The sequence below is a fragment of the Microbacterium sp. NPDC055683 genome (assembly GCF_053617895.1).
In genome coordinates, this window is record NZ_JBSHGQ010000065.1 from 1 (window position 1) to 11,679 (window position 11,679).

Sequence of the window (11,679 nt, forward strand, 5' to 3'; positions counted from 1 at the left end):
AGTCGCGACGGCGGCCCCTTCCTCGTCGCCGTGCTCATTCACGCGAATGGAATGTCGCGTGCTCGCGCGGGGTTGATCTCACCGTGACCCCCGTCGATGTGCTCGTGATCGGGGCCGGTCAGGCCGGCCTCTCGGCGGCGTACCATCTGCGGCGTCGCGGGTTCTCGCCCGTCGACGAGGCGACGGCAGGGTCGACGTTCGTCGTCCTCGATGCGAACGCGGCGCCGGGCGGCGCGTGGCAGCACCGCTGGGAGTCCCTCCGGATGGGCACCGTGAACGGCATCCACGAGCTCCCCGGCCATCCCGTGCCGCCGGCCGACCCGGCCGGCGCGAGCCGCGTCGTCCTGCCGGCGTACTTCGCCGAGTACGAGGAGATGTTCGACCTGCGCGTGCGCCGCCCCGTCTCGGTGCGCGCCGTGCGCCGCGCGGGCGGCGAGCGCCTCGTCGTCGAGACGTCAGAGGGGGCAGGGTCGGAGGGGGCAGGGTCGGAGGGTCAGTGGGCGGCGCGCTACGTCGTCAACGCGACGGGCACGTGGACGCAGCCGTTCGTCCCCCGCCTCCCCGGCCAGGAGCGATTCCGGGGACGCCAGCTGCACGTCGCCGACTACGTCTCGGCCGACGCGTTCGCAGGGCAGCGCGTCATCGTCGTCGGCGCCGGCATCTCCGCCGTGCAGCTGCTCGAGGAGATCTCGCACGTCGCCGAGACCGTGTGGATGACGCGGCGCGAGCCCGAGTGGACCGACGCGGCGTTCGACGAGTCCGCGCGCATCGCGGCGATCGCGGGCGTCGAGGAGCGGGTGAGCCGCGGCCTCCCGCCCGGCAGCGTCATCTCCGTGACCGGCATGCACTGGACGCCGTGGGCGCTCGCCGCCCGCGAGCGCGGTGTGCTCGTGCGCCATCCGATGTTCACGTCGATCGAGGAGGACGGCGTGCGGATGGCCGACGGCTCGTTCGTCGCGGCCGACGCCATCCTGTGGGCGACGGGCTTCCGACCCGCGCTCCGGCACCTCGCCCCCCTGCGGCTGCGGACCCCCGAGGGCGGCATCCGCGCCTCCCACGGACGCGCGCTCGACGAGCCGCGCCTCTTCCTCCTCGGCTACGGCCCCTCGGCATCGACCGTCGGCGCGAACCGGGCGGGGCGCGATGCCGTGCGCACCATCGTCGCCGAGATGACCGCCGAGCGCGACGCGGCCTGAGCCATCCGGTACCCTTTCCGTACCGTCCCGCACCCGGGACCGCATCGACGCGGCACCATCCCTGCCGGCACCCTTCCGCCGCTCCCCTCGGAGCGACCTGCCGCCAGGAGGCATCATGAGCCGTACCCGCATCCGCGACTTCCACGACGACGACCTCGACGGGATCGTCCGCCTCTGGGAGGACGTCGCCCGCGCCGACTCCCCCGTCTACGCCCTGTCCGAGGTGATCGCCTCGTGCCAGGCCGATCACGCCGTCGTGGCCGTCCGCGACGACGAGATCGTCGGAGCCGCCGTCGGCCGGGCCGCGCACGCGCAGGGTTGGGTCGTGTTCTTCGGGGTGAGCCCCCACGAGCGCGACGACCGCGTCGAAGCGGGCCTCCTCGACGCGCTCGAGCGCCGGATGGCTCCGCTCGGCCTCGGCAAGCTCTCGATCCTCGTCGCCGACCGGGCGGGCGCCGTCGACGGGCTGACGGCCAACGGCTTCGAGGCGCGCACGCAGCTGCGCTATCTCGAGCGGCAGATGCCCGTCCAGCGCCGCGAGCTCGATCTGCTGAAGGACGTCGGCGGGCGCATCCTCCCGCGGCACCTGTGGGATGCCGTGAGCGGCATGCAGCTCGAGAAGGACCTGCTCGAGGAGCGGCTCGTCGTGCCGCTCTCGCGCCCCGACCTCGCCGACCGGTACGGCGTCGTGCCCCCGCGCGCCGTCATGCTGTTCGGGCCTCCCGGCACAGGCAAGACGACGTTCGCGAAGGCCGTCGCCTCCCGGCTCGACTGGCCGTTCGTGGAGCTGTTCCCCTCGCGGCTCTCCGGCGAGCCGGGAGGTCTCGCGGCCGCGCTGCGCTCGACGTTCGAGGTCATCGGCGAGCTGGAGCACGCGGTCGTGTTCATCGACGAGGTGGAGGAGATCGCGGCCCGGCGCGGCGGCGAGCCGCCCTCGCCCATGCAGGGCGTGACGAACGAGCTCCTCAAGCTCGTCGCGGAGTTCCGCGAACGCGAGGGCCGGCTGCTCGTCTGCGCGACGAACTTCGTGCGCGCACTCGACGCGGCGTTCCTGCGGCACGGCCGCTTCGACTACGTCATCCCGATCGGCCTGCCCGACGCCGAGGCGCGGCGCGCGATCTGGCGCCGCTACGTTCCGCGGCCCGTGGCCGAGGGGCTCGACTTCGACGCGCTCGTGGAGTCGAGCGAGGGGCTCACACCCGCCGACATCGAGTACGCCGCGCGTCGCGCATCGCAGGAGGCGCTCGCCCGTGCGCTCAAGGGCGGCGACGAGGCGCCCCTCGCGACGGCGGACTACCTCGCCGCGCTCCGGGCGACGCGTGCGACCGTCTCCGAGGAGACGGCGCGCGAGTTCCGCGACGACGTGCGCACGCTCGCGAGGCTGTAGCTACTTCCGCAGGCGCACGTCGCCGAAGCGCTTCGCCACGGCCGCGATCCAGCGGTCGCGGCGGATGGCGACCCAGCCCGCCGCGAGCGCGACGAGCGAGCCCAGGAAGACGAGGGCCCCGAGCCATCCGTCGCCGTCGTTGCCGGCGTACATCGTGTTGAGGTTGCGGCGCAGCCCCGTCGTCAGGACGAGGCCGACGTGCACGATCACGAAGGCGACGAAGAACAGCATGGTCGGCCAGTGCAGGCTCTTCGCGAGCTTCTCGGGGAAGACCCGGCTCACCCTCTCGTTCTGACGCGGCCAGAAGGCGCTGAGGCGGAACCCCGTGAGTGCGGCGACGGGAGCCGCGAGGAACACGATGGCGAAGTAGCTCAGCTGCTGCAGCGCGTTGTAGTGCGTCCAGCCGTCGTGGACGGGCCAGTCGAGCGACACGTACTGGAGGAAGGCGGAGAGCGCGTTCGGGAAGACGTCCCAGCTCGTCGGGACGATGCGCCCCCAGTGGCCCGTGGCGAACAGGAGCACGACGAAGACGACGCCGTTCGCGAGCCACAGCACGTCGACGGCGATGTGACCCCACAGAGCGAGGCTCATGCGCCGCTTCTTGACCCTCTTCGACGACCACAGGCCGCCGGCGACCTTCTCGTTCCGCACGCGCAGCCCCGACCGGATGATGAGCACGAGGAAGAACGCGTTGAGGAAGTGCGTCCACGACACCCACGCGGGGATTCCCGGGGTCGTGACCTCGGGGAGGGTGGACGTCCCGGGGTAGGCGGCGACGAGGTCGGCGACGGGCCCGGAGCTCAGGAGCCATCGTGCGGCGGAGACCGCCATGAGGCCGAGGATCGGGAGCGACGCGGCGCCGAGGAGATACGCGAGCGCACGGGGCCAGGGCGTCTCGGTCCGGGGCGTGCGGGGGCGGGGGGACGTCACCAGACGATCATGCCAATCGGGTCGTCACATCCGGAAACCCGGCGAAACACAGCGCCCCCGAGCGCGGGCCCGGGGGCGCTGCGCGTCAGACGAGACGCGTCGTCGGCGAGACGCCGTAGGTGTCCTCGGGGTCGTCGTTCACGACGCCCGCGAGGGCCGCGTCGATCGCGGCGAGCGCATCGGCCTCGATGACGACACCCGACGCCTTGACGGTGTCCGCGAGCTGCTCGGGGCGCGACGCCCCCACGAGCGCGGCCGCCACGTTGGGGTTCTGCAGCACCCAGGCGATCGCGAGCTGCGGCATGGTGAGCCCGAGGTCGGAGGCGATGGGCTTGAGCTTCTGCACGGCCGTGAGGGTGTCGTCGGCGAGGAAGCGCTGGATGAATCCGGCTCCGCTCTTCTCGTCGGTCGCGCGGCTGCCCGCCGGCACGGGCTGGCCGGGCACGTACTTGCCGCTCAGCACACCCTGGGCCATGGGCGACCACACGATCTGCGAGATGCCGAGCTCCTCGCTCGCCGGCACCACCCTGCCCTCGATGACGCGGTGGAGCATGGAGTACTGCGGCTGGTTCGACACGAGCTGGAAGCCGAGCTGCGTCGCGAGGGCGTGACCTTCTCGCAGCTGCTCGGCCGTCCACTCGGAGACGCCGATGTAGAGCGCCTTGCCCTGACGGACGATGTCGGCGAACGCCTGCATCGTCTCCTCGAGCGGCGTCTCGTGGTCGTAGCGGTGTGCCTGGTAGAGGTCGACGTAGTCGACGCCCAGCCGACGCAGCGATCCCTCGATGCCGTCGCGGATGTGCTTGCGGCTGAGCCCGGTGTCGTTGGGGCCCTTCGGGCCGATCGGGAAGTAGACCTTCGTGAAGATCTCGAGGCTCTCGCGCCGCTGGCCCTTCAGCGCCTCGGCGAGCACCTCCTCCGCGGCCGTGTTGGCGTACGTGTCGGCGGTGTCGAACGTCGTGATGCCGGCGTCGAGGGCGGCGTGCACGGTGGCGATCGCCGCGTCGTTCTCGACCTGCGAGGCGTGGGTCACCCAGTTGCCGTAGGTGATCTCGGAGACCTTGAAGCCGCTGTTGCCGAGGTAGCGATAGTTGACCATGGGTCCACGCTATCGGCGCTCAGGCGGTGGCGGCCGCGACCTCGTCCTCTTCGGTCGCGACGAGCTGGCCGCACGCGCCGTCGATCTCCTTGCCGCGGGTGTCGCGGATGGTCGTGGGCACGCCCGCGTCGTTGAGGCGGCGCACGAACTCGAGCTGGGCCGAGCGCGGCGACGCGTCCCACACCGATCCCGGCGTCGGGTTGAGCGGGATCGGGTTCACGTGCACCCAGCCGCGCCCGCGCGCGTTGAGCTTCTCGGCGAGCAGGTCGGCGCGCCACGGGTGGTCGTTCATGTCGCGGATGAGGGCGTACTCGATCGACACGCGGCGGCCCGTCTTGTCGAAGTAGGCGCGAGCCGCGTCGAGCGCCTCGTCGACCTTCCAGCGCGAGTTGACGGGGATGAGCTCGTCGCGCAGCTCGTCGTCGGGCGCGTGCAGCGACAGCGCGAAGGTGACGGGGATGTCCTCGTCGGCGAGCTTGCGGATGGCCGGCACGAGACCCACGGTCGACACCGTGATGCCGCGGGCGCTCATCCCGAGGCCCTCCTTCTTGTCGACCATGACGCGCACGGCCTGCATGACGCGGTTGTAGTTGGCGAGGGGCTCGCCCATCCCCATGAAGACGATGTTCGACACGCGCTCCGCGCTGTGGTCATCCGACTTCTTGCCCCCGAGCTCGCCGCGCGCGATGAGGGCGTTGGCGCGCACGACCTGGTCGACGATCTCCGCCGCCGACATGTTGCGCGTGAGGCCCGCCTGCCCGGTCGCGCAGAACGGGCAGTTCATGCCGCAGCCCGCCTGCGACGACACGCACAGCGTGATGCGGCCGGGGTAGCGCATGAGCACCGACTCGACGAGCGCGCCGTCGTGCAGCTTCCAGAGGAACTTGATCGTGTCGCCGCCATCGGTCTGCAGCCGGCGCACCTCGGTGAGGAGCGGAGGGAGCAGGCCCGCGACGAGCTCCTCGCGCCCTGCGGCGGGAAGGTCGGTCATGTCGGCTGCATCGCTCGTGTGGTGCGTGAAGTAGTGCTTCGCGAGCTGCTTCGCGCGGAAGCCGGGAAGACCCAGCTCCTTGAGCTTCGCGGTGCGCTCCTCGGGTGCGAGGTCGGCGAGGTGCACGGGCGGCTTCCCGCGCTTGGGGCTCGCGAACTGCAGCAGCGGGCGGCCCGAGTCATCCTTCTGCTGCTGCCAGCCCTCCGTGCGCGGGCGCACCTGGCGCACGCCGGTGCTCGTCGGGCGCGTCGGGGCGGGTCGCTCGCTCTCGGTCATGCTCTCCAGGGTAGGGCTTCGGGCCTGCGAAGCGCCTGGTCTCCACGGGTTCCGAGCCGCCAGCCGCCGGACACATCGCAGGAGATCCGGAGCCCGGCATGCGGCTCGACGGCGCAATCACGCGGGCTTCCCGCTCGGGCGGCGCGGATCTCCTGCGGCGTGTCCCCGTCTCAGATGGCGGTTGGCACAAGGGCGGCGAGAGCGGCGGCGACCGCCTCCTTCACCGGCTCGATGATCGGCAGCTCGTCGCCGAGCTCTCGGGTGAGGGTCTCGGCGGCGGCGCTCAGCGGGCCTCCGCCGATGACGACCGCCTCGGCCCCGTCTGCCTGGGCGCGGCGGCAGGCGGCCCTCAGCTCGTCGACGAGCCGCTCCGCGTCGTCGAGCCGCTCGGGGGGCGACGCCGTGAGGTAGCAGCCGATGTACCGGTCGAGCAGCCCGTTGCGCTCGACGAGGTCGTGCAGCGCGCCGGTGAGGCGCCCCGTCGTCGTCGCGATCGCGAACCGGCGGCCGCCGCGGGCCGCGGCCCGCACCGAGGCCCCGCCGATGCCGACGACGGGCACGCCCGTGGCCGCAGCGGTCTCTGCGAGCCCCGGGTCGCCGTAGGCGCCGACCACGACGGCGTCGACTCGCTGCCGCCGCATCGCCTCGACCGCGGCACCGGCCACGTGCGGAGCGGCCGCCGCGAGCGCCTGCGGATCGGTGATCATCCGCGGGCCGCGCGCTGCCGTGGCGCCCGCCACCTCGACGCCCGGCCCCGCCGCCGCGCTTGCTGTGGCGACGAGCAGCCGCGTCGTGTCGTCGTTCGTGTTGGGGTTGACGATGAGCAGCGCGAGCGGAGCGCCGGGCACGTCAGTCGTCCTCCACCATGGGACGCCCGACGGTCTCACGCGGAAACTGCACGGCGATCGCGCAGATCGCGAACAGCCCGGCGAGCAGTGCGAACATCCCGCCGACGCCGGCGGCGTCGAGCACGGCGCCCGCGGCGAGCGGGAAAAGCCCACCCGACAGCGACCCGAGAGCGAGGATGACGGAGGTGCCGAGACCGCGGATGCGCGTCGGGTACTGCTCGGGCGCGAAGAGCCAGATTGTCGTGTTGAGCACGATCACCGCGAAGTTGAACAGCGCGCCGAACAGGAGCACGAGCGCCACGGTGCTGCCGAGGAAGCCGAAGCCGAGGCCGGCGCCGATGCCGAGCACGGCGGCCGCGGTCAGCGTGAGCTTCCGGGGCAGGCGGCGGGCGACGAGCGCCGCGGTGAGCGCGCCGACGAGCGAGCCCGACTGCATCACGAGGGTGTACCAGAGGGCGCTCGTGATGTCGAAGCCGCGGTCGGTGAGGATGAGCGGGATGAGTGTGAGCATCGAGATCTGGGCCGCGTACGACATGCAGACCGCGACGCCGAGCGAGATCGTCGTGCGGCGATAGCGCGCGGAGAAGAGCTCCGTCCACCGTGCCGGCCGGGCGGCGGGCGCATCGCCCGAGGCCGTCGCGTCGAGGTACGCGACCTCGGCGTCGAGGCTGCCGCGCAGGCGGCGCTGCGCGAGGCGGTTGATGACGATGTTCGCCTCGGCCACGCGGCCGCGGGCCGCGAGGTAGCGCGGCGTCTCGGGCAGCGTGCGTCGGTATACCACCACCGCCAGCGCGGGCAGCACGAGCAGGCCGAACAGCCAGCGCCACGCGTCGTCGCCCGAGAACGCCGCGAACACGATGACGCCGAAGAGCGGCGCGAGCATGTTGCCGAGGCCCGCGGCGGCGACGTTGATGAGGCCGACGGCCGTGCCGCGGTGCTTCGCAGAGAAGAACTCCGAGAGCATGATGACGGCGGTCGCGATCTCACCGCCGAGGCCGAGCCCGACGAGGAATCGCGCGGCGACGAGCACCTCGTAGGTCGGCGCGAGCGCGCAGAGCAGCGATCCGATCGCGAAGACGAGGAGGTTGGCGCCCAGGAGGGTGCGGCGGCCGATGCGGTCCATGACGACGCCGGCGAGCACACGGCCGAGGGCGACGGCCGTGAAGGTGGCGGTGTTGAGCAGGCCGAGCTGCGCTCCCCCGATGCCCCAGTCCGCGGAGAGGAGAGGGCCGGCGATGCCGACTGTGTTCTGCTCGATGGCGTCGAAGAAGACGCCGAACAGGATCATCGCGACGATGCCGATGTGCGCGCTCGTGACGCCGATGCGCGCGTATGCGCTCTCGATCTGCTCGCTGAGCACGGACTTCGATGCCGTGTCGGAGGAGGTGGACATGGGAAGCCTTTCGTCTGCGGGAGGAGCCTCGGTATACCGAAGGACGAGGTCCACGGTAGGCCGGTGACACGTAGACGGGGTTTCTCCCGCGTAAATTCCGTGTTTCGCGACACCCGGTCGCGCAGCCGCCGCGCTCGATAGGATCGTGCTGGCGTGGTCGGTAGACCGAAGGGACGGGGATGGCGGAGAAGACACGGGCGCAGGCCGTGTACGAGGAACTGCGTGCGCGCATCCTCGACGGGCGCCTGCCGGCGGGCGAGGCCATCCGCGAACGCGACCTGGCCGCCGAGCTGGGCGTGTCGCGCGTGCCGATCCGCGAGGCGATGAGCCCGCTCGAGCTGGCTGGCCTGGTATCGGTCACGCCTCGCAAGACGGCGGTCGTGACGACGATCACGCGACGCGACGTCGATGAGCTGTACGACATCCGCGCGGCGCTCGAGCCGCTCGTCGCGCGCACCGCCGCGACGGCGGTGGCGGCGGGCGCCGACCCGACGGCGCTCCTCGCCGTCGTCGGCGCCGCTTCTGACGCCCTCGACGCGCGCGACCTGCGGACATTCCACGTCGAGAGCGGGCGGGTGCACGGCGCGATCGAGGCGATCGCGGGCAACCGGCTGTTCATCTCGACCATGGGCCCGCTCAATGAACGCAGCAACCGCCTGAACATCGCGAACATGTCGACGGACCCCTCGGTGCGCCACGACGAGCATGTGCGGCTCGCGAGGGCGATCGGAGAGGGCGACGCGCAGCTCGCCGGCTCGCTCGCGCACGCGCACGTCGAGTGGGGGCGCCGACGCACGATCGCGACCCTGTCCGATGTGCCGGGGTTCATCGCGGAGGGGTGACTCGTCGGGCAGGATGGCGGCATGAGCATCCCGACGGCGCGCGTACCCTCGCCCGACGGCGTCGTCGTGCCGCAGCGGGTGCGCGAGCTCGCGGCGGGGGCTGCGCTCGAGCCGGTGTGGGTCAACGCGCTCGGCGGCCTGACGTTCCGCACCGACGACGGGCGCTACATCAAGTGGGGCCCCGTCGACCCGGAGGCGTCGATGGCGGCGGAGGCGGAGCGGCTCGCGTGGGCGGCGGGCCGGCTGCGGGTCCCGTCGGTCATCGATCAGGGTTCGGACGGCGTGCACGAGTGGATGACGACCCGTGCCATCCCGGGTCTGAGCGCCGTCGCGCCGCGGTGGATCGACGACCCCGCGACGGCGGTGCGGGCGGTGGGCGAGGGACTGCGTGCGCTGCACGACGCGCTACCCGCCGCCGAGTGCCCATGGTCGTGGGATGTCGCCTCGCGCGTCGCGAACGCGGCGTCGCGCGGCGTCGTGGTGCCGGAGTCACTGCGCACACCTCCACCTGTCGACCGTCTCGTCGTCTGCCACGGCGACGCGTGCTGCCCGAACACGCTCATCGGCGACGACGGGCGCTGGTCGGGGCACGTCGACCTCGGCGCACTGGGCGTCGGCGACCGCTGGGCCGACATCGCCGTCGCGGCGATGAGCACGGGGTGGAATTACGGCCCGGGCTGGGAGGACGCCCTCGTCGAGGCGTACGGCGTGGAGCCGGATCGCGACCGGATGGCCTACTACCGGGAGCTGTGGAACGCGACGTGAGGGTCAGAGGAAGACGTCGGGGATGAGGTCGGCTTCGGGCGTGCCCGGCACCGCCGCGTAGCGGGCGAGGTCGTCGACCCCGATCTCGGCCAGCACGTCCTCGACGAGCAGGGTCTGGCCCGTGAGCGATCGGGACGGCTGCGTGAGGACGGCGTGGGCGGCGTCGGCGTAGATCTCGGGGGTGCGGCTGCGGGCCATCATGGCGTCTCCGCCGATGACGTTCTGCACGGCGGCGGTGGCGATGAGGGTCTTCGGCCAGAGGGCGTTGGCGGCGATGCCCGCGTCGGCGAGCTCTGCGGCGAGACCGAGCGTCGCCATGGTCATCCCGAACTTGGCGAGGCTGTAGCCGGGATGGGCGCCCAGCCATCGCGGGGTGGTGTGGAGGGGCGGCGACAGGGAGAGGATGTGCGGGTTCGCGCTCTCGCGGAGGGACGGGATGGCGGCGCGGCTGAGCATGAAGGTGCCGCGCACGTTGACGTCCTGCATGAGGTCGTACTTCTTCGCTGGGAGCGCCTCGGAGCCAGACAGGTCGATGACGCTTGCGTTGTTGACGACGGCGTCGATTCCACCGAAGGCGCCCACCGTCTCGAGCACGGCTCGGGTGATCGCATCGTCGTCGCGGACGTCGCCGACGATGGCGAGCGCCTCACCTCCCGCCTCCCGGATGGCCTCGGCCGCCGTGTGGATGGTCCCCTCGAGCCGGGGATGCGGGGTGTCGGTCTTCGCGAGGAGGGCGATGTTCGCGCCGTCTCGGGCGGCGCGCAGCGCGATCGCGAGGCCGATCCCACGGCTGCCGCCGGACATGAGGATCGTGCGTCCGGCGAGGGAACCGTCGGGGATCATCGTTCTCCTTCGAACATGCGGCATCGGGTGCATCGCCCGGCCCCGGGCGTCGCCGCGGTCGGGTGCCTCGCCCATCCTGCCGTGTCCGGGCATCGCGCCGCGCCATCCTTGGCGGATGGCCACAACGGGTCGGATCGCCGTCCGCCCGCCGGTGCTGTCGGTTCTCAGATCGTGGCGGGTCAGTACGGCGGCGGGTCGCCGTCGGGGGTGAAGCGGATGGTGGGGGCGGGGGTGTCGGTGTAGGTGCGTCCTGTGGGGGAGGTCCAGTGGAGGATGCCGCCGGGTTTCTGGTGCACGGTCCAGGCGGAGTGGTGTTTGAGGGTGTGGTGGCTTTCGCAGAGGTAGGCGAGGTTGCAGATGCAGGTGGGGCCGCCGTGGTGGTGGTCGTGGGTGTGGTCGGTGTCGGTGGTGCGGGTGCGGATGGGGGTGCGGCAGCCGGGGAAGCGGCAGTGCTCGTCGCGGGCTTTGAGGTAGCGGCGTTGCGCGGTGGTGGGGAGCCGGTGGTCGACGGTGAGGAGGGCGCCGGTGTCGGCGTCGTGGAAGAGGCGTTCCCATCCGGGTGCGTTCGCGGCGAGGTCGAGGGCGTGCACGATCGGGATCGTGCCGTGTCCGCAGAGCCAGGCGCCGTCGGGTGAGGAGGGCGCGGGAGGAGCGCCGCGCGGCGGGGAGGCCGGCGGGACTGCGAGGCCGGGGAGGGTGTCGGTTCCGGCGTCGGCGTTGTGGCGGGTGGTGACGGTGTCGAGGAGAGGTCGGGCGGGGATGGTGATCTGCACGTGCGCGCGGATGCTGGACAGTCCTGTGGGGATGCCGTCGGGGCCGGCGGTGGGGGCTCCCGCGAGGAGCAGATCGGCGAGCACGTCGGCCTGCCGTTGCGCGGCGGTGCGCGCGTCCCGCACCGGCGGGGTATCGGGGGCGTCGGTCGTGTCAGGGGTGATCCCGAACGCCGCTCCGGATGCGGACGCGGGTGCCGCCGTCGCGTCCCCGGGTGCTGTGGTGGTGTGGTCGGTGTCGGGGGTCTTCAGTTCGGACGCGAGGGCGCGGAGGCGTTCCAGGGCCGCGTGCCCGACGAGGGCGGGGAGGTAGGCGTGCAGCCATCCCATCCCGTCGCG

At 72.3% G+C, this 11,679-nt stretch carries 11 protein-coding genes; 4 read left to right on the forward strand and 7 right to left on the reverse strand.

What is annotated here, in order from left to right; translation table 11 throughout:
• The first annotated feature begins 83 nt into the window (after positions 1-83).
• Positions 84-1,196, forward strand: a complete 1,113-nt coding sequence (locus tag ACWGPF_RS16825) for an NAD(P)-binding domain-containing protein (protein WP_452333882.1) — start codon at positions 84-86, stop codon at positions 1,194-1,196.
• A 115-nt stretch (positions 1,197-1,311) separates the two neighbouring features.
• Positions 1,312-2,583 carry an ATP-binding protein gene (locus ACWGPF_RS16830; protein WP_452333883.1) on the forward strand — a complete coding sequence of 424 codons (1,272 nt, stop codon included), beginning with the start codon at positions 1,312-1,314 and terminating at the stop codon, positions 2,581-2,583.
• Here ACWGPF_RS16830 and ACWGPF_RS16835 read toward each other — a convergent pair whose 3' ends face one another.
• From ACWGPF_RS16835 to ACWGPF_RS16855, 5 genes are all read right to left on the reverse strand, one after another.
• Entirely contained in the window at positions 2,584-3,513 is a 930-nt protein-coding gene (locus ACWGPF_RS16835; RefSeq protein ID WP_452333884.1) for a cytochrome b/b6 domain-containing protein, read from the reverse strand.
• Positions 3,514-3,598: 85 nt separating this feature from the next.
• The gene (locus ACWGPF_RS16840; RefSeq protein ID WP_452333885.1) at positions 3,599-4,612 is read right to left on the reverse strand and encodes an aldo/keto reductase family protein; all 1,014 of its coding nucleotides are present in this window, start codon (positions 4,610-4,612) and stop codon (positions 3,599-3,601) included.
• A gap of 19 nt (positions 4,613-4,631) precedes the next feature.
• The gene (rlmN, locus tag ACWGPF_RS16845; RefSeq protein ID WP_452333886.1) at positions 4,632-5,879 is read right to left on the reverse strand and encodes a 23S rRNA (adenine(2503)-C(2))-methyltransferase RlmN; all 1,248 of its coding nucleotides are present in this window, start codon (positions 5,877-5,879) and stop codon (positions 4,632-4,634) included.
• A 170-nt stretch (positions 5,880-6,049) separates the two neighbouring features.
• Complete coding sequence (locus ACWGPF_RS16850; RefSeq protein WP_452333887.1) at positions 6,050-6,727, reverse strand: aspartate/glutamate racemase family protein; 678 nt, start codon at positions 6,725-6,727, stop codon at positions 6,050-6,052.
• A 1-nt stretch (position 6,728) separates the two neighbouring features.
• A complete protein-coding gene (locus ACWGPF_RS16855; RefSeq protein ID WP_452333888.1) occupies positions 6,729-8,120 on the reverse strand; it encodes an MFS transporter in 1,392 nt (463 codons plus the stop codon).
• A gap of 179 nt (positions 8,121-8,299) precedes the next feature.
• Between ACWGPF_RS16855 and ACWGPF_RS16860 the strand changes: the two genes are divergently transcribed.
• Together ACWGPF_RS16860 and ACWGPF_RS16865 are read left to right on the forward strand one after the other, a co-directional pair.
• Entirely contained in the window at positions 8,300-8,962 is a 663-nt protein-coding gene (locus tag ACWGPF_RS16860) for a GntR family transcriptional regulator (protein ID WP_452333889.1), read from the forward strand.
• Positions 8,963-8,983: 21 nt separating this feature from the next.
• Entirely contained in the window at positions 8,984-9,727 is a 744-nt protein-coding gene (locus ACWGPF_RS16865) for a phosphotransferase (protein WP_452333890.1), read from the forward strand.
• Between the two features lie 3 nt (positions 9,728-9,730).
• Here ACWGPF_RS16865 and ACWGPF_RS16870 read toward each other — a convergent pair whose 3' ends face one another.
• Positions 9,731-10,570, reverse strand: a complete 840-nt coding sequence (locus ACWGPF_RS16870; RefSeq protein ID WP_452333891.1) for an SDR family oxidoreductase — start codon at positions 10,568-10,570, stop codon at positions 9,731-9,733.
• A gap of 179 nt (positions 10,571-10,749) precedes the next feature.
• On the reverse strand, positions 10,750-11,679 hold a 930-nt coding region (locus ACWGPF_RS16875; RefSeq protein WP_452333892.1), incomplete at its 5' end, for a DUF222 domain-containing protein.

Bases quoted from the DNA above. Each gene is read 5' to 3' on its own strand.
- ACWGPF_RS16870 (WP_452333891.1), bottom strand. From the start codon at position 10,570: ATGATCCCCGACGGTTCCCTCGCCGGACGCACGATCCTCATGTCCGGC.
- rlmN (WP_452333886.1), bottom strand. From the start codon at position 5,879: ATGACCGAGAGCGAGCGACCCGCCCCGACGCGCCCGACGAGCACCGGC.
- ACWGPF_RS16830 (WP_452333883.1), top strand. From the start codon at position 1,312: ATGAGCCGTACCCGCATCCGCGACTTCCACGACGACGACCTCGACGGG.
- ACWGPF_RS16865 (WP_452333890.1), top strand. From the start codon at position 8,984: ATGAGCATCCCGACGGCGCGCGTACCCTCGCCCGACGGCGTCGTCGTG.
- ACWGPF_RS16840 (WP_452333885.1), bottom strand. From the start codon at position 4,612: ATGGTCAACTATCGCTACCTCGGCAACAGCGGCTTCAAGGTCTCCGAG.
- ACWGPF_RS16860 (WP_452333889.1), top strand. From the start codon at position 8,300: ATGGCGGAGAAGACACGGGCGCAGGCCGTGTACGAGGAACTGCGTGCG.
- ACWGPF_RS16855 (WP_452333888.1), bottom strand. From the start codon at position 8,120: ATGTCCACCTCCTCCGACACGGCATCGAAGTCCGTGCTCAGCGAGCAG.